The sequence below is a fragment of the Mycobacterium sp. NBC_00419 genome, assembly GCF_036023875.1.
Classification (GTDB): Bacteria; Actinomycetota; Actinomycetes; order Mycobacteriales; family Mycobacteriaceae; genus Mycobacterium.
Map to the genome: position 1 here is coordinate 2,827,109 of NZ_CP107931.1, position 16,536 is coordinate 2,843,644.

The following is a 16,536-nucleotide window of genomic DNA, read 5'->3' on the forward strand; positions in this document are numbered from 1 at the left end:
ACCGACAAGTTTCGGCGGCCGGGCGCCGCTGATGGCCGAGGTGCCAGGAGGCTGTCGTCCCCCATCCCCACGCTTCGTTCGCAGAGGCGGAGCAATCGTTGCATTGTGTGCCTATCGGGCACACAATGGCATGTATGGCTACGAAGACGGAGCGGTTCGCGGTGCGCCTGACTGCTGAGCAGGACGCGGTGATTCGTCGCGCGGCAGAAGTGGAGGGCACCGACCTGACCAACTTCACGGTGACCGCGACGCTGGCGCACGCCCGCGAAGTGCTCGCCGATCGCCGGTTGTTCATGCTCGACGCGGCGGCGTGGTCGGAGTTCGTGGAGGTGCTGGACCGGCCGGTGTCGCATAAGCCGCGGCTGGAGAGGTTGTTCGCGGAGCCCTCGATCTTCGACGAGTGAGCGGTTACAGCGCGCCACGTCCGATCAGCGAGCACGATGTGGTCGCCGACTTCGATTCCGGTGAGCCCACTCTGGACCAATACTTGCGGGGCCGGGCGCTGGCCAACCACGTCGAAGGCGCCTCTCGGTGCTTCGTGACGTGTCGGGAGGGCCGTGTCGTCGGGTTCTACGCATTGGCCTCGGCGGCGGTAGAGCGCGCCGGGACCCCCGGCCAGGTACGGCGCAACATGCCCGACCCGGTGCCGGTGATCCTGTTGTCCCGGCTGGCAATCGACCGTAGGGAACAGGGCAAGGGGTTGGGCGCTGCACTGCTGCGGGACGCGATCACCCGCGCAGTGGCCGCCGCCGAGATTATCGGCGTCCGGGCGTTACTGGTGCATGCTCTGCATGAGCCGGCTCGCACGTTCTACGCGCACTTCGACTTCGAGCCCTCACCAACGGATCCGCTGCACCTGCTGCTGTTGATCAAAGACGCCCGCGCTCTGCTCGACCCGCGCTGGTGAGTTCAGACCCTGCACCGAGCAAGAACGGGGACAGTGAAACTTGGACCGTGCCCGGCCCCAACGACCCTGGTGTGTCACGCAAGCGGATGTCTACACAGATTTTCGAGGAAAGCACATCGTGACTTGCAATAGGCCGAGCAGACCGGCCCACGAGGGGCATTCGTAATCGCCATATCTATTTCCCCACGGCGGTCGCGCTGGACCTGCTTCGCAACTGAATTAGCATGATCTCCGCGGTCCGACGGACTTCTGCAGCTGGTAGCAGCTGCCACAGATATGTCCCCACCCGCACGACTGTGTTCGTGCTGCCCTGGGGGACTCAACGTGACGCTCATCCGGACAACCGCTGCACGCGTTTGTGAGATGGCACCGGAGTCGTTGGTGGAGCATTTGTTGGAGCAGATGCTCTATCGAACTGGGCGCCGCGCTGCTCCTGCTGAACAAACCTCTTGGAAGCGGAGCATTCCAATCCTGGCAGCGGATCTTGTCGATGCCGGGCTCGGGGAAATCGAGATGCTCGTCGAGTATCACCTGCCGCTGACGTCGCAGCGTGCCGATGTTGTTCTCGCTGGGACACATCCGAGAACCGGCGAAGCCTCCTATGTCGTCGTGGAGTTGAAGCAGTGGTCGGCTGCATACGCCTTCGAAGGCGACCCGGAAATCCTTGATGTGCCAGGGGTTCCGGGTGGCCCGCGGCTGCATCCGGTGATTCAGGTGCGCGGCTACTGCGAATACTTGTGTGACTTCGCTCGCGTATTGGCAGACCAGCCTGATGCGTTGGCCGGAATGGCATACCTGCATAACGCGACCGATCCTGCGCTGGTCAAGGATTTGCTCGCGGTACCCGTGTCGACGACAGGCCGCCTGTTCACCGCTGCCGACCGGGGTTCCATGCTTGAATTCCTCCGTTCCAGACTCGCGCCCGGGCCTGGACGCCAAGCGGCTGACCTTTTGATCAACTCACCCGTGGCTCCGTCGAAACAACTCCTGAAGCTTGCGGCTGCTGAGATCCGCGACCGGCCGCAATTTCGACTGATCGGCAACCAGCAACTCGCAGTCGATCTGGTCATGCACACCGTTGAGCATGCCCGTGCCGGAAACACCAAGCGGGTCATCGTGATAACAGGCGGTCCGGGCAGTGGCAAAAGCGTCATCGCGCTGTCTTTGGTCGGCGAGTTGGCTCGTCGCGGTCGCACCGTCATCCATGCAACCGGCTCCCGGTCGTTCACCCAGACGCTGCGGAAAGTTGCCGCTGTCCGGGCTCCAAAGGTCAAGGCGCTGTTCAAATACTTCAACCAGTTCATGACCGCCGACCCCAATGGCTTGGACGTGCTTGTTCTCGATGAGGCTCACCGCATTAGACAAACCTCCGCGAATAGATTCACACGGGCGGAACACAGGACCGACCGCCTGCAGATCGACGAACTCGTCGCCGCCGCCCGGGTGCCGGTATTCCTTCTCGACGAACATCAGGTCGTGCGTCCCGGCGAGATGGGCACCCTCGCTCAGATAGAGCGCCACGCAAGTCACCTGGGGCTCGGCTTTGAGCACATCGCGTTGGGCGAGCAGTTCCGATGCGGCGGCAGCGAGGAATACGTGCGTTGGGCGGTCCGACTGCTGGGTCTCGCCGAGAATGAGCCACCAGTCGTGTGGTCGGGTGATCCGCAGTTCGACGTACGTGTCGCCGAAACCCCTGAGGAGATGGAGCACCTTCTGCGAAGCGAGATGCAGAAGGGCTACACCGCGCGGATCACTGCGGGGTACTGCTGGCCGTGGAGTGATGCCGGCAAAGACGGGACGCTTGTTCCTGACGTTCGGATTGGGGCGTGGTCGCGCCCGTGGAATAGCAAGAGCGAGCGGCGCATGGGAGATGCGCCGCCCAGTGCGCTATGGGCCACCGATGAAGGCGGCTTCGGTCAAGTCGGCTGTGTTTATACGGCTCAGGGTTTTGAGTACGACTGGAATGGTGTGATCATCGGGCCGGATCTAGTGTGGCGAGGGGGGAGATTCGTCAGCGTCCGCGAAGCAAGCAAAGACCCTGACTTCCGCAATTCGAACAGGGTGCCCGACAGTAGGTTCGACGTCCTCGTCCGGCATGTTTACAAAGTCCTGCTCACCCGCGGGATGATTGGCACGGTGATCTATTCCACCGACCGTGAAACACGTCAGGCGCTGCGCTCGATGGTCGGTTCTGGTGTAACTGACAATGGCTATGGCCACACCAACATCCCCGAAGTGGAGCTGAGCAGGCTCGAATAGTCCACGCGCCAAGTCGGCCCGGACTACGTTGTGCCCGCTCCAGATTGCGCGGCGTTACTCGACTGCCCCGCTTTCAGCAGCGGAATCAGGACACGGTCGACGACGGCTTCGACCGTCTCGTCGGTCGGCGGCCGGTCGCACACCACAGATCGGAACACGAGATACCCCGGCATCAGATCGAAGAGCTCTTCGTGGATCGTCGACGACGGAATCTCGCCGCGCTTCGCGGCGTCAGCCAGCACGCTCTCAAACACCGATCTGCGCTGTCGGACAAACTGCTCCTGCATGACCTCCTGCAGGGCCGGGTTGCGCGTCATCTCGTTGAGCACGGCCCGCAGGGTGCGCATGTGCTCCTGCGTCTGCTCACACGTCCCACGGCCGATCTCCAACAAGTCACCGCGCAACGAACCGGTGTGGGGCGGTGTGGCGGTTGCGCGGGTCCCTTCGATGAAGGCCGCCAGCACCAGATCCGCCTTCGACGGCCACCGTCGGTACATCGTCGCCTTGCTGGCCTTGGCTTTGGCGGCCACCGCGTCGACGCTGAGGCGGTCGTATCCGTGTTCCTGCAGCAGCTCCAGCGTGATCGCCAGCAGCTGCGCTTCGCGCTCGCTCCACGGACAGCACATCGAGTCGTCCGTGTGGTCGGACATCGACGCGCCTCCTTCCGCTCTTTCAGCCGGGGAATAGCCGAGTGGAGCTACGACGTTGCAGCTCCGCAACGGCGAGAGCAGGCTTTTCGTCGGTCGTCAAGCAGTTGCTACCGACAGTACGGTACCGTACCGTTTCCTTTCGGTGTGGCGGTCTGCACGGCGGGGCGGGGTGTCATCGTCGGCGGGGTTACTCGAAAGGCTGAGGCTTGAGCAGGATCTCGGTGAGCAAGCTTGCGCGTCGGCATTGGATAACCATCGTGGCCGTCCTGGTGGTCGCCCTCGTCGTCTTCACCGTCGACCGATTACACGGCATCTTCGGCTCCAACAACGAGATCTCCCGGTCCGGGTCGGAAGCCCTGGAGAACACCGGATACAACCCCAAGCACGTGCTGTTCGAGGTCTACGGAACCCCTGGGTCCACGGCCACCATCAACTACCTCGACATCCACGCCCAGCCGCAACGCGTCGCCGACGTGCCGCTGCCGTGGTCGATCAATCTCACGACGGATGACCCGACCATGTACGCCGACCTGCGCGCCCAAGGCGACGGCGACACCATCGGCTGCCGGATCACCGTCAACGGGATCGTCAAGGACGAAAGGTCGTCGGACAACGTGAACGGATACATCGCCTGCTTGGACAAGACGGCATGAGCCAGCACAGCACCGAAACCCTGGTCGAGGGATCGTGGACCGCGCGCTGGATCCGGAAACTGGCGGTGCCGATCGTGCTGGCGTGGGTCGCCATCGCGGCGATCACCAACGCCGCGGTGCCCCAGCTCGAAGTGGTCGGCTGGGAACGGTCGGTGGGCCTCAACGCCCCCGACGCGCCGGGCATCCAGGCGATGCGGCATATCGGTCAGGTCTTCCACGAGTTCGACTCCGACAGCGCGGCGATGATCGTGCTCGAAGGGCAGCAGCCGCTGGGCCAGCAAGCGCACACGTTCTACGACGGACTCGTCAAGAAGCTCCAGGCGGACACCAAGCACGTCGAGCATGTCCAGGACTTCTGGGGTGATCCGCTGACTGCGGGCGGCTCCCAGAGCAAGGACGGCAAGGCCGCCCTGACGCAGGTCTATCTCCGCGGCAACCAGGGCGAAGCGCAATCGAACGAATCCGTCGACGCCGTACGCAAAATCGTCGCCGACACGCCTCCCCCGCCGGGCGTCAAGGCCTATGTCACCGGGGCGTCACCGCTGGTGACCGACAACTTCGAAGTTGGCAGCGCAGGCACCCACGAGGTCACCGCCATCACCTTCCTGGTGATCGCGATCATGCTCCTGTTCGTCTACCGCTCGGTGATCACCATGCTCATCGTGCTGGTGACGGTCGCCGTCGAGTTGGCGGCGGCCCGCGGTGTCGTAGCCTTCCTCGCCCACGCCGGGGTCATCGGCCTGTCCACGTACGCCACGAATCTCCTTACCCTGCTTGCCATTGCGGCCGGCACGGATTATGCGATCTTCGTCGTCGGTCGCTACCAGGAGGCGCGCAGCAACGGGCTGGAGCGAATTCCGGCCTATTACGACATGTACCGGGGCACCGTCCATGTCATCGTCGGTTCGGGACTGACCATCGCCGGGGCGGTGGCGTGCATGGCGTTCACCCGGCTGCCGTACTTCCAAACCCTCGGCGTCCCCGCCGCGATCGGGGTGCTGGTCACGCTGGCGGCCTCACTGACGTTGGGTCCAGCCGTACTCCTGATCGCCACCAGATTCGGGTTGTTGGAACCCAAGGGACAGTTGCGTGCTCGTGGTTGGCGCCGCATCGGCGCCGCCATCGTGCGCTGGCCGGGGCCCATCCTGATGGTGACGTGCGGGCTGGCGCTGATCGGGCTGTTCGCCTTACCCGGCTATCAGACCAGCTACGACAATCGGCCCTACATTCCGGCCACCGCGCCCGGCGTCGTCGGGATGGAGGCCGCCGAGCGGCACTTCACCGAGGCGCGGATCAACCCCGAGTTGCTGATGATCGAAACCGATCACGACATGCGCAACCCTGCGGACATGCTGATCCTGGAGCGCGCGGCAAAAGCGGTTCTGCACACTCCCGGCGTCGCGCTGGTGCAGTCGATCACCCGTCCGCTCGGGACTCCAATCACGCACAGTTCCATTCCTTTTCAGATCAGCGCGTCGAGTGCCAGTCAGATCATGAACCTCGGCTATCAGAAGGATCGGGCCGACGATCTGCTCAGGCAGGCCGGCGAGATCGACAAAACCCTCGACGTTCTCCATCAGCAGCTCGCCCTGCAGCAGCAGAGCGCGGCGGTCACCCACGAGCAGACCGAGGCGTTCCACGACACCGTGGCGACGATGAACGAACTGCGGGACAAACTGGCCAACTTCGACGACCAGTTCCGCCCGCTGCGCAACTACTTCTACTGGGAGCCGCACTGCTTCGACATCCCGATGTGTTCGGCGCTGCGTGACGTCTTCGACTCGTTGGACGGGATCTCCGAGCTGTCCGACAAGTTCACCAACATCACGGCAAGCCTGGACAAACTCGATGCGCTGCAACCGCAGTTGGTGGCCCTGATTCCGCCGCAGATCGCCATCCAGGAACGCAATCGTGAACTGACGCTGTCGAATTACGCGACCACCGGTGGAACCAACGCCCAGAGTGAGGAAGCCCTGCAGAACGCCACGGCGATGGGGCAGGCCTTCGACGACGCGAAGAACGACGACACGTTCTACCTGCCGCCTGAAGCGTTCGACAACGCCGATTTCAAGCGGGGACTCAAGTTGTTCCTCTCGCCGGACGGCAAGGCTGCCCGATTCATCGTGACCCACCAGGGCAATCCGGCCGACCCGGAGGCCATCCCGCACATCGACGCGATGAAAGACGCGGTGTTCGATGCGCTGAAGGCGACGCCCATGTCCGACGCCAAGATCTACGTGGCGGGAATCGGCTCGACCAACAAGGATCTCCAGGAGGGCATCAAGTACGACCTGCTGATCTCCGCATTGGCCGCGCTGGCCCTGATCCTGTTGATCATGATGTTCGTGACCCGCAGCATCGTCGCGGCAATCGTGATCGTCGGCACGGTCGCGGTGTCACTGGGAGCCTCAGTGGGATTGTCAGTTCTGGTGTGGCAGTACATCTTCGGTATCCATCTGTTCTGGATCGTGGTACCGCTGGCGATCGTTCTGCTACTCGCGGTCGGCGCCGACTACAACCTGTTGTTGGTGTCCCGGTTCAAGGAGGAGCTGCATGCCGGCTTGAACACCGGCATCATCAGGTCGATGGCCGGGACCGGGCGTGTGGTCACGGCCGCGGGCCTGGTGTTCTCGGCAACCATGGGGTCGTTCATCTTCAGCGACCTGGTGGTCCTCGGACAGATCGGGACGACGATCGGTCTGGGTCTGTTGTTCGACACGCTGATCGTGCGGTCGTTCATGACACCGTCGATTGCCGCGCTGCTCGGTAAGTGGTTCTGGTGGCCGGTGCCGGTCCGTCAGCGCCCGGTCCCGGCCAAATGGCCGGCCCCGATCCAGAAGTCACCTGAGGAAGCGCTGACGTAGCGGCGCGTTCGCATGGCGTGGCTGGCTAGCCTCTCCAGACCGCGCCAAGGATCGAGTGTGATTGCGGCGTCAGCGGTTCGGTGAGCTGCACGGGTGCCTGCGCCATGAAGCGCGGCTTCGTGCCGCGATGTTCGTCGGCGGCGTGGAGACAGAAGGGGTGCACCAGGTACACGTCACCTGGCGAACCGGCGGCGTAGGCGACGGGACGCTCGGCACTGGCTGCATCGAGCAGCGGAGCGATCTCTGCGGCCGTGCATGGTTCGGGATGGTCGGCGAAGACCGTCACAGCATCGTGGTGTGAGCCGACGCGGATCCGGGTCGGGGCGTCGTCCTCGCCCACCTCCGACAACAAGGTGAGTGCCAGCATGGTGTGCGGCCGGCCGCTGACAAGCCATGAGCCGTCAACGCACGGGGTATTGGCGTCGATATGCCACCCGCGGTCGTCGACACCGGGCTGCACGGGAAACCGAATCGGGATGTTGCCCAAGGAGTATCGCGGTATCCAGCCACCCGCCCCGCAGATCGCGTCGAGTGCGTCGGCGAGGGCGGGGCTGTTGGCCAAGCGCTGGAAGGGTCCACCTCCGGTGAGGTCGGCAGCCCACACGACGGGTTGGTGCCAGGTGGACGGATCGTCGGGCGAGAGCCCGATCGATTGCCACAGCGCCGCGCGCGCCTCGTCGGCCGCCGCGCGTAGGTCAGCCCGTTCGAGCTTGACGAACCCGTCCCGCAGGAATGCGTCGATGTCGATCACACTGTGCGTCTACCCGTCGCATCCATCCACATCCACCAGAAGGCGTATCGCGATCTCATCAACCGCAACAGCAGTATTGGCCAAGATGACCACAGCGGCGGCGGCGTTCCGGTCGAGTGCCAGCATGCTGGAGAAGCCACCTGTTGTGCCGTTGTGCCAGGTGATGTCCACGTCTGCGACTCGATCGGTGAACCATGCGTAACCCACCCGGCTTTGGTTGTCGGCGGCCCATCGCGGTTGGAGCGCGGTAAGGCCTGGCGCTGTACCGTCGAGCAGGGCCTGTGCGTAGCGAGCCATGTCGGCCGGTGTTGAGCGCACGCCACCGGCAGGTGCGTAGGCGCCCAACGTCCATGCCTGCTCGCTCTTGCCGTGCGCGTTCCATCCTGTTGGTGCAGCGTCGGGCAGATCGCGGATGGACAATGGAGTGGTCGAGTGCTTCATCCCGAGCGGGGCGAACAGTTGGCGGTCCAGCGACTCGGGATAGCCGGCCCCGGCATGGACCGCTAGTGCCTGGCCGAGCAAAGCTGTACCGAGGTTGGAATACCTAAACGCCCCTCTGCCAGTCGTTTTCGCAACCCTGGCCTGTGCGAGCAACGTCGGCAGATCCGCGGTGTACGGGTTGCGGTGCCGCAGGACGGCGGCATATGCCTGCACCTGATCTCGGGCACGAGGGGCGATGCGCGGCAGCCCGGACCGGTGACTGGCGAGGTCCTCGAGTGACACACGGCCCGCGGGGCTGCCGCCAAGATCGAGCAAGTCCCCAAGAGGCGTATCGGCGCCCAGCTCGCCTGACTCGACAGCGTGTGCAAAGAGCAGCGAAGTCATGGTCTTGGTGATGGATCCGATTTCGTACACCGTGTCGGGTCCCGCCCCGAAGTGTGCGGCGCGGTGAAAGCTGCCCCGGATGTGGACGGCGCTGACTCGTTCGCCGAGACCTGCGGCTCGCACCAGCGGTCCGAGGCGCGCGATCAGATCGGAGTCGCCTGTCGCAGGTCCAAGTCCGGGAGAGCGACATGCTGCGGAATGCACTCCACTGACTGTAATCAGGACTCCTGACGTCGCTTCTCCTGAAATGTGGCGCGCAGGGGTCCGGGCTGCCCGGGCAGCCGCGCGTCGTTGGAGTCTCGACGATATCGGCACCAGAGAATCAATCGCCTTGAGGCGGGGTAGACCATGGGCGCCTTGTTGGGCGGTGGTCGACTTCCTTCGGCCAGCGCCGAACACCGCGGTACTGGTAGGTGCAGAGTGGAGAGGAGGGTCGGAATGACCGTCCGACAATGGCGTCCGTTCCGCATCATCGCTGAGAACGCCGGGGTATATCTGGCGGCGAACGCGGCGACGTACGGCGTGTTTCTGGTCGGCTTCGGTCTGGCGCTGGCCATCCCGGAACTCAGCCAGGCGCAATACACACGGTTACAGGAAGACGGCACAGCGGATCTCGTCCAGTCGCTGATCGCCCGCCCCTGGCTATTCGCACTGACGATTCTCGCGGTCAACACACTCAAGCTGGGTGCGCTGACCATTGTTGCGCCGTCGATGGTCGTGCCGTTCGCCGGCATTGCGCTGTTCGCCTACTGGGCCTTTACGACGGGGATGACGCTCGTCCCAACCAGCGAGATCGGCTGGGTGGCCCTGATCCCGCACTCGCTCACGCTGATCATCGAGTTTCAGGCCTACCTCCTGCTGGTGTTGGGTGTGTATCTGCTCGGCACTTCCTGGATGCAACCCCGAACTATTGGAGCCGAGACCCGTCGGCAGGGCTACCGTCGCGGGCTGAAGGACCTCGGCTGGCTGATGCTGCCGGCTCTGGCCTTGCTCGTCGTGGGCGCGGTATACGAGGCGTTCTCGTTGCGCTACTTAGTGCACCCGCTGGCAGACTGGCTGTTATAGCGCCGGTCCGGCCCCAAACTGTCGGCACCCCAGCGAGGAAGTATGCCGAGATCAATGAGCAGTTCGTCGCCGAGCAGGGCGAGCCAGTCGGGGCTTGTTCGGCCTAATCTCGCCGAGAAGTGGTGTCGTCGTCCAGGTCGATGATGTTGCCGTACTCGTCGAACCAGTGCACGGCTTCAGGACAGGTCCGCGGTGCACTTAGGCACGGCCCAGAACCGGGAGCAGGCGACTAATCTGGAGCCCATGAGCACTCAGGTGCCGGGGGGCGTCGTCCACGAACTTCCACCAGACCTGCGTGCCGCGTTGCTCGCCAATGCCACCGCATTGGAACTCTGGAAAGACTGCACGCCGCTGGGCCGCAACGAATTCATCTGCTGGGTCGAGGACGCCAAGCAGCAGAAAACCCGGGAACGGCGCATCCTGCGCACCCAGGAAGAACTCGAAGAAGGCAAGCGGCGGCCGTGCTGCTGGCCGGGCTGCAAGCACCGCGAGCGCACCGGCAAGGCCTGACCGACTAGGACCGGCCGGCGCGGGTGCGCTGGTAGTGCCGCGCCGCCCGCACCCGATTGCCGCAGCCGTCCGAGCACCATTCCCGTCGGGGGTGGGCCTTGATGAAATACAGCACGCAGCCGGGGGCGTAACAGGCGCGCAGCCGGGTGGCGGTCGGGCCGGTGACGACATCGAGTGACTCGCGGGCGATCGCCGCCAAGCCGGTTCTGATCGCCGAACCGCGCACCAGCTGCTCGCATTCGAGCCGACCGTCGTGAACCACCAGATGGATCTGAGGCAACCCCGCGACCGCCGCGTTCACCGCGGCCACTGCCGCGTCGACGTCGATCGCGGGTAGCGCCGAGGCCCGAGTATCCCCGGTGTTGTGGGCGGCCAGTCGACGCAGGGCATCGCGCAGCATCCGGGAATCGGTGAACTCGTCCTCGGTGGGGTCGTCGAGTTCGTCGTCAGCGCCGACGCCGGCGGCGGCCAACCAATCACGCAGCGCCTCCGGCGAGTCGAGTGCGTCGTGCACGCCGGAGGTGTCGGCCCAGATGGTGTTCATAAACCGGACTGGCAACGGTTCATCAGGCAACACCATGACCGGCGTCATGCGTCCCACATTATCACGGGTGAATGGACTTGCATCCGTTAGACCAACGTGCTACTACTTCTAATGGTTGCCAACACGAGTAACCATTAGACATTTGAGAGGACCCGACATGACCACCTTCACTGCGGTTCAGCCCGAGAACGCCACCGGAACCGCCGCCGACCTATTGGCGCAGGTCCAGAAAGCGCTGGGAGTGACGCCCAACATGACAAAGGTGATGGCCAACAGCCCGGGGTTGCTCCGCAGCTACCTCGCCCTGTCCGGCGCCGTCTCCAAGGGCGTGCTGTCCGGGCCGGTCCGGGAACGGCTGGCGATCGCCACCGCCCAGCTCAACGGCTGCGAGTACTGCCTGTCCGCGCACACCCACTTCGGTGCCACTGCTGCCAAGCTCAGCGCCGAGGAGCTGGACAGTGCGCGGCGCGGCCGATCGCAGGACGCGCATGTCGAGGCCCTGTTGACGTTGTCCAACGCGATTGCCGCCAACGCCGGTGACGTGGATGAAGCCGATCTGGCTGCGGCCCGCCTCGGCGGGGTCACCGAGGAAGAGATCGGCGAGTTGGTCGCCAACCTTGCGCTGAACATCCTGACCAACTACTTCAACGTCCTGGCCAAGGTGGACAACGACTGGCCGGCCGTGACGCTGTGAGTACCCCCCGACCACCGATACCGCCGTTCGACCTCGACACGGCGACACAGAAGGTCCAGGCGGCAGAGGATGCGTGGAACAGCCGAGATCCACATCTGGTCAGCCTGGCCTACACGCCGGACTCGTTGTGGCGCAACCGCGATCAGTTCGTCACCGGCCGGCAGGAGATCGTTGCATTCCTCACGGCGAAGTGGGATCGGGAGCTCGACTATGCGCTGCGTAAGAGCTTGTGGGGATTCCGGGAGAACCGGATGGCGGTGCGCTTCCAGTACGAGTGGCACGACGCTGGTGGACAGTGGTACCGCAGCTACGGAAACGAGCTGTGGGAGTTCGACGACAGCGGGCTGATGCGACGCCGCGAGGCCAGTATCAACGACGTGGCGATCTCGCAGGCTGATCGCCGTATCTTCGGGCCGCGGCCGGACAGTGAACGCGGGCCCGGGCACGACATCCCGCTGGACTAGCGAATCTCCTGAGGCCCCAGCCTCATTCGTTTCGCGCGCGGTGGTAGATCCTCGCGGCCTCGACGCGGTTGCCCGCGCCGAGCTTGCGCAGGATGCGGCCGACGTGAGCCTTGGCGGTGCTCTCGGTGATGAACAACCGAGCGGCGATCTGGGCGTTGGTGGCCCCGTCGGACACCAGTGCCAGTACCTCCAGCTCACGTCGGCTCAGCGTGCGGTCGGCCTTGGACTCCGGCCCGGCGAACATGGCCTCCGCGGTGCGAGTCGCGGCGGTGGCCTCCGCCGGCGCGCTGATCATCTCGACCCGACTCTCGAGATATTCGGTGACCACCGACCGGGTCTGCGTCAGCAGCGCCGCCACCTCGTCGGCCTGGCTGCGCAGCTTCTCCGCCAGGTGCGCGCGTTCGATCGCGTAACCAAGACCTTCGGCGAACGCCCACAACACATCTCGATCGAACTCGTCGACACCGTCGGGATCCTTCGGGCGTTGGAGTTCCCGGTCGGCGTGCAGGAATCCGATGACCCTGCCTTCCGGCATGATCGGCGCCGCGACGTAGCAGTTCGTCTGGTAGTGACCGACCAGCGGCTTGTAGGTGTTGGGATTGTTCAGAGCATCCCGAATCAGCAGGGGCACCCGGCGGCGGGCCAGTTCCGATTCCATGATCCGCTCGTCCAACGGCGCGGGGTGCTCGCGACTGTAGGCCAGGAAGGCGCGTGCAGCATCGGGGTCACCGCGCACGTACACGGCTTCGGCGAGCATGTCGCTGCCGGATACCCCGTAGATGACCGAACGATCGAAGTTGCCGGCCTCGCAGACAGCCCTCGGCGCTTCGGCGACGATGGCGTCGACGGAGGTGGCAGATCGCAGTCGGCCCAGCGCTTGCTGCACCCGGGCGTAGGTGCGCAGTCGGCGCTGGGCGTGGCTCTCGGTCAGCTCCTCGCGCAGTTCGAACAGCCGGACCAGCGTCTGACAGCGCTGGGCCAGTTCTCCATTCGCCTGGGCATCGATATCGCCCTCGACCACCGACAAGGCCTCACCCAGCGCGTCGGTGAGGGAGGTGTAGCCGCCCGCTTCGAGGTCGACTCCCACTTCGGCGAGAGCTTCGACGATGCGGGCGGACAGCCCCTCGTCGGCCCCGTCACGCGCCGCCAGCCCGCCTGCCATCGCGCGACCATAACGCAGACGCCGCCGCTGGCATCCCCATTCGCGCCGCAGCCGCTGCGAGCCCGGCACGGGGGCGGATATCGCTCCAAGGTCCTATGTTTTGTGGACTTTCGGGGGGTCGTCGGATCGGCCCGGCGGCCGTAGCTTTGCCTCGGGCACCAGATCGCCCCGGAAGGCATGTGACTGATGAGCACGGACAGCCCGACGTGCGAGCGCGTCGACTGCGACTACCTGATTCTCGGTGCGGGCGCGATGGGCATGGCCTTCGCCGACGTGATCCTCGCCGAGGACTCCACCGCGCGGATCGTCTTCGTCGACCGGCGTAGCGCACCCGGGGGACATTGGAACGACTCCTACCCCTTCGTCCGACTGCACCAGCCGGCGGCCTTTTACGGACTGAACACCACCAAGCTCGGTCAGGGTGGCAGCGAGCTGACCGGCGGCCCGGGGATCGTCGCCTACTTCGGCGAGGCGATGGACCGGTTCCTGGCCACCGGCCGGGTGCGCTTTCTGTCGCTGACGGAGTATCGGGGCGACGGCGAAGCGGTGTCGCTGGTCGAGCCGGGCAAGGTCACGCGGGTGGTTGCCCACCGGCGGGTTGTGGACAGCACCTACATGCGGGTGGAGATTCCCGCGTCGCGTCCGCCGCGCTACCAGGTGGATGACGGGGTCACCGTGGTGCCGCCCAACGGCCTGATACACGTCGATCGCCCGTACGAGCGCTATGTCGTGGTGGGTGCGGGCAAGACCGGCATCGACTCCATCACGTTCTTGCTCGATGGAGGTGTGGCGCCCAGCCGGATTCAGTGGATCGCTCCCAACGACTCATGGCTGTGGAACCGCTCCAGCGTCCAGCCCGGTCTGGCGTTGCCGACGGTGTCGGCGTTCGTGGAGTCGGTCGTAGGCGCCGGTGCCATCGATGAGGTTTACTCCACCCTCGAACGGCGCAACATCGTCTGCCGTGTCGATCCCAACGTGGCGCCGACCAAATGGCGGTGCGCCACCGTCGACCACGCGGAGTTGCGCAAGCTGCGGTCGGTCCGCGACGTCGTGCGCATGGGCCGGGTCACCCGCCTGAGCAGCGGTCGCATCCACCTCGTCGACGGAACCGTCGACTGCCCGGATGACACCCTGTTCGTCGACTGCACGGCCAACGGTCTGGGCAAGTTGCCGCCGGTGCCGCTGTTCTCCGGCGGCGCGGTCGTTCTGCAGCCGGTGTTCATGTGCCAACAGACTTTCAGCGCCGCACTCATCGCCCATCTGGAATTGCTCCGGACCACCGACGAGCGGCGCAACCGGATCTGCGCACCGGTCCCCCACCCCGAGCTCAAAGAGGATCTGCCCGCGGCACTGCTGGTCAGCTTGCGCAACATGATCAACTGCAACCGGGCGATGCCGCTGTGGCTGCGGCGAAGCCGGCTGTACTTCGGACACTACGAACCCTTGCCGCGATACCTGGCCGGGTCGGCGAAGCTGGCCTGGCTGGGCCGCAAAGCCGGTCGAGCAGTCCTCGCGCGATCGGTCGACACCGTCGGAGCGCGGGCATGACGCGCATCGCGGTGGTGCAGCCGGCGCTGCGACTCGGCGAGGTCGAGGCCAACCTGCGGCGGGTCGAGAGCCTGGCCCGAGACGCCTATCGCGAGCACCAGCCCGAGGTCCTCGTTCTGCCCGAGGCCATCACCTCGCCCAACGTGTACGCCAAAGTGCTTCGCGGCGCGCCGATTCCGGTCGACGGGCCGGCACTCGAGCTGCTACGCCGGCTCGCCCGCGAACTCGGCTGTGTGGTGTGCGGCGGGTTCCTCGCAGTCCGCGGCGAGCATGCCTACGGAACCTATGCGCTCGTCGAACCCGACGGCACGGTGCACCTGCACGACAAAGACACACCCACGGCGTGGGAGAACAACTACTACCGGGGAGGTGACGACGACGGTGTCGTCGCATGCGCGAGCCTGGACGCCACCGTCGGCCTGATGTCGGGCTGGGAGTGGGCCCGCTACCCGACCGCGCAACGGGTCCGGGCGCGTGGTGCCCGGCTGGTGCTGGGCGGGATGTGTTGGCCGTCGATGCCCACCAATTGGCCTGGGCTGCTTGGCCGTTGGTGCGCACATCAACACCGCGAGTGGAAGCGGCAGCAGGCCGCGCTGCCCGGGCAGGTGGCGCGCATCGTCGGTGTGCCGGTAGCCCAGGCGGCTCACGTCGGCCCGATCGTCGGTGAAACCCCTTTCGTGCCAGGTCTTTCCTGGCCGACGACGATGATCGGCGAGTCCCAGATCTGTGATCGCGACGGGACGATCCTGGCGCGGTTGACCGAGTCCGACGGTGAAGGTCATATCAGTGCTGAGGTGACACTTGCGGCGCCGGCTCCGCTGGACCCGGTACTGGATCGCCGGTGGATCCCGGACGCCAGCAGAATCCTGCACCAGGGTGTCGGCTGGTACGTCTTCAACACCCACGGCAGCGCGCACTACCGAGCCAGGCACGCGCTGCAGGGCTTTCCGTGGCAGCGCGAGAACGCGCGCCGCTAGTCCCGCGAAAGCCCCCGTAACAACACCGCCAGCCCGAACTCGAACGCGTCGTCGGCCCGGTCCTCCTTGCCCACACCGGTGGCCAGGGCGGCCGCGAAATCCGGGCCCACTTCGTCGCTGGAATGCCACGGCTCCTCCGGGGCGGCCACGTCCAACGCCGAACCCAGCACGAAGCAGTCCATCAGCGTGATCACCCGCAGCATGTCGGCCGCATCGAAGCCCGCCCGCGCCAACGTCGCTGCGAGCACGTTGTACATCCGGATCGCGTGGCTGCTGTTCACCGGGTACGCCGTCAACAACGGGATCAGCCGCGGGTAGCGCGCAAAGCTACGGCGGTAGGAGCGCAGGATCGCGGCCACGACCTCGGCCCACGGCCGGTCCGGTGAGTCCTCGGGCAGTGTCACCTCCGACATCGCACGCTCGCGCAGCAGCTCGACGATCTGATCGCGTCCCGACACGTGGTTGTACAGCGATGAGGGGCTGACCTGCAGTTTTCGCGCGAGTTCGGGCATGGTGAACCCCCCGGTGGCGCTCACCAACTCCATGGCGGCAGCCGCGATCCGGTCGGTGGACAGCAGCGGTGTCGGTGGCCGGCCCATGAAATTCCCCATTCCTGTTGCGAAGAAGTATGAGCCAGTTCACACTAAACGAATTCCATTCGTT

General features: G+C 65.2%; 16 protein-coding genes and 1 pseudogene. 11 read left to right on the plus strand and 6 right to left on the minus strand.

Annotated features, from left to right (window positions below):
• Nucleotides 1-95: 95 nt before the first annotated feature.
• From OG976_RS13490 to OG976_RS13500, 3 genes and pseudogenes are all read left to right on the plus strand, one after another.
• Nucleotides 96-404 (plus strand): annotated as a pseudogene (locus OG976_RS13490) (type II toxin-antitoxin system TacA family antitoxin); the annotation flags it as partial.
• Complete coding sequence (locus tag OG976_RS13495; protein ID WP_328349590.1) at nucleotides 401-907, plus strand: GNAT family N-acetyltransferase; 507 nt, start codon at nucleotides 401-403, stop codon at nucleotides 905-907. The pseudogene OG976_RS13490 and the gene OG976_RS13495, both read left to right, overlap by 4 nt.
• Before the next feature lie 324 nt (nucleotides 908-1,231).
• Nucleotides 1,232-3,166: a DUF2075 domain-containing protein gene (locus OG976_RS13500; protein WP_328349592.1), complete on the plus strand. Its 1,935-nt coding sequence runs from the start codon at nucleotides 1,232-1,234 to the stop codon at nucleotides 3,164-3,166.
• Nucleotides 3,167-3,189: 23 nt separating this feature from the next.
• Here OG976_RS13500 and OG976_RS13505 read toward each other — a convergent pair whose 3' ends face one another.
• Entirely contained in the window at nucleotides 3,190-3,816 is a 627-nt protein-coding gene (locus OG976_RS13505; protein WP_328349594.1) for a TetR/AcrR family transcriptional regulator, read from the minus strand.
• 215 nt (nucleotides 3,817-4,031) lie between these two features.
• Here OG976_RS13505 and OG976_RS13510 point away from each other — a divergent pair, with 215 nt between their 5' ends.
• Together OG976_RS13510 and OG976_RS13515 are read left to right on the plus strand one after the other, a co-directional pair.
• Nucleotides 4,032-4,469, plus strand: a complete 438-nt coding sequence (locus OG976_RS13510) for an MmpS family transport accessory protein (RefSeq protein ID WP_442930534.1) — start codon at nucleotides 4,032-4,034, stop codon at nucleotides 4,467-4,469.
• A complete protein-coding gene (locus tag OG976_RS13515) occupies nucleotides 4,466-7,333 on the plus strand; it encodes an MMPL/RND family transporter (protein WP_328349598.1) in 2,868 nt (955 codons plus the stop codon). Before OG976_RS13510 ends, OG976_RS13515 begins: the two co-directional genes overlap by 4 nt.
• A 25-nt stretch (nucleotides 7,334-7,358) precedes the next feature.
• On the opposite strand, the gene OG976_RS13520 is transcribed toward OG976_RS13515, so the two are convergent.
• Both OG976_RS13520 and OG976_RS13525 read right to left on the minus strand, forming a co-directional pair.
• Nucleotides 7,359-8,084, minus strand: a complete 726-nt coding sequence (locus OG976_RS13520) for a phytanoyl-CoA dioxygenase family protein (protein ID WP_328349600.1) — start codon at nucleotides 8,082-8,084, stop codon at nucleotides 7,359-7,361.
• A gap of 9 nt (nucleotides 8,085-8,093) precedes the next feature.
• Entirely contained in the window at nucleotides 8,094-9,308 is a 1,215-nt protein-coding gene (locus tag OG976_RS13525; protein ID WP_328349602.1) for a serine hydrolase domain-containing protein, read from the minus strand.
• Nucleotides 9,309-9,347: 39 nt separating this feature from the next.
• Between OG976_RS13525 and OG976_RS13530 the strand changes: the two genes are divergently transcribed.
• Nucleotides 9,348-9,974, plus strand: coding sequence for a stage II sporulation protein M (locus OG976_RS13530; RefSeq protein WP_328349604.1), 627 nt, complete (start codon nucleotides 9,348-9,350; stop codon nucleotides 9,972-9,974).
• A 243-nt stretch (nucleotides 9,975-10,217) separates the two neighbouring features.
• Nucleotides 10,218-10,484, plus strand: a complete 267-nt coding sequence (locus OG976_RS13535) for a YdeI/OmpD-associated family protein (RefSeq protein ID WP_328349606.1) — start codon at nucleotides 10,218-10,220, stop codon at nucleotides 10,482-10,484.
• A 4-nt stretch (nucleotides 10,485-10,488) separates the two neighbouring features.
• Here the strand turns inward: OG976_RS13535 and OG976_RS13540 are convergent, their stop codons facing one another.
• Nucleotides 10,489-11,076 carry a CGNR zinc finger domain-containing protein gene (locus tag OG976_RS13540; protein WP_328349608.1) on the minus strand — a complete coding sequence of 196 codons (588 nt, stop codon included), beginning with the start codon at nucleotides 11,074-11,076 and terminating at the stop codon, nucleotides 10,489-10,491.
• A gap of 109 nt (nucleotides 11,077-11,185) precedes the next feature.
• On the opposite strand from OG976_RS13540, the gene OG976_RS13545 reads away from it, so the two are divergent.
• Both OG976_RS13545 and OG976_RS13550 read left to right on the plus strand, forming a co-directional pair.
• Nucleotides 11,186-11,722: a carboxymuconolactone decarboxylase family protein gene (locus OG976_RS13545; protein ID WP_328349610.1), complete on the plus strand. Its 537-nt coding sequence runs from the start codon at nucleotides 11,186-11,188 to the stop codon at nucleotides 11,720-11,722.
• Nucleotides 11,719-12,186: a nuclear transport factor 2 family protein gene (locus OG976_RS13550; protein WP_328349612.1), complete on the plus strand. Its 468-nt coding sequence runs from the start codon at nucleotides 11,719-11,721 to the stop codon at nucleotides 12,184-12,186. The genes OG976_RS13545 and OG976_RS13550 overlap by 4 nt, the downstream gene beginning before the upstream one ends.
• Before the next feature lie 22 nt (nucleotides 12,187-12,208).
• Here OG976_RS13550 and OG976_RS13555 read toward each other — a convergent pair whose 3' ends face one another.
• On the minus strand, nucleotides 12,209-13,348 hold the full coding sequence (locus tag OG976_RS13555; RefSeq protein ID WP_328349614.1) for a LuxR C-terminal-related transcriptional regulator: 1,140 nt from the start codon (nucleotides 13,346-13,348) through the stop codon (nucleotides 12,209-12,211).
• Nucleotides 13,349-13,534: 186 nt separating this feature from the next.
• Between OG976_RS13555 and OG976_RS13560 the strand changes: the two genes are divergently transcribed.
• Nucleotides 13,535-14,896, plus strand: coding sequence for an NAD(P)/FAD-dependent oxidoreductase (locus OG976_RS13560; protein WP_328349616.1), 1,362 nt, complete (start codon nucleotides 13,535-13,537; stop codon nucleotides 14,894-14,896).
• On the plus strand, nucleotides 14,893-15,873 hold the full coding sequence (locus OG976_RS13565; protein ID WP_328349618.1) for a carbon-nitrogen hydrolase family protein: 981 nt from the start codon (nucleotides 14,893-14,895) through the stop codon (nucleotides 15,871-15,873). The genes OG976_RS13560 and OG976_RS13565 overlap by 4 nt, the downstream gene beginning before the upstream one ends.
• Here OG976_RS13565 and OG976_RS13570 read toward each other — a convergent pair.
• Complete coding sequence (locus tag OG976_RS13570) at nucleotides 15,870-16,472, minus strand: TetR/AcrR family transcriptional regulator C-terminal domain-containing protein (protein WP_328349620.1); 603 nt, start codon at nucleotides 16,470-16,472, stop codon at nucleotides 15,870-15,872. The two genes, OG976_RS13565 and OG976_RS13570, sit on opposite strands and share 4 nt — an antisense overlap.
• Nucleotides 16,473-16,536: the final 64 nt, after the last annotated feature.

Coding starts and splice junctions, on each gene's coding strand:
- OG976_RS13505 (WP_328349594.1), bottom strand. CDS start 3,816: ATGTCCGACCACACGGACGACTCGATGTGCTGTCCGTGGAGCGAGCGC.
- OG976_RS13515 (WP_328349598.1), top strand. CDS start 4,466: ATGAGCCAGCACAGCACCGAAACCCTGGTCGAGGGATCGTGGACCGCG.
- OG976_RS13530 (WP_328349604.1), top strand. CDS start 9,348: ATGACCGTCCGACAATGGCGTCCGTTCCGCATCATCGCTGAGAACGCC.
- OG976_RS13535 (WP_328349606.1), top strand. CDS start 10,218: ATGAGCACTCAGGTGCCGGGGGGCGTCGTCCACGAACTTCCACCAGAC.
- OG976_RS13540 (WP_328349608.1), bottom strand. CDS start 11,076: ATGACGCCGGTCATGGTGTTGCCTGATGAACCGTTGCCAGTCCGGTTT.
- OG976_RS13545 (WP_328349610.1), top strand. CDS start 11,186: ATGACCACCTTCACTGCGGTTCAGCCCGAGAACGCCACCGGAACCGCC.
- OG976_RS13555 (WP_328349614.1), bottom strand. CDS start 13,348: ATGGCAGGCGGGCTGGCGGCGCGTGACGGGGCCGACGAGGGGCTGTCC.
- OG976_RS13560 (WP_328349616.1), top strand. CDS start 13,535: ATGAGCACGGACAGCCCGACGTGCGAGCGCGTCGACTGCGACTACCTG.
- OG976_RS13565 (WP_328349618.1), top strand. CDS start 14,893: ATGACGCGCATCGCGGTGGTGCAGCCGGCGCTGCGACTCGGCGAGGTC.
- OG976_RS13570 (WP_328349620.1), bottom strand. CDS start 16,472: ATGGGCCGGCCACCGACACCGCTGCTGTCCACCGACCGGATCGCGGCT.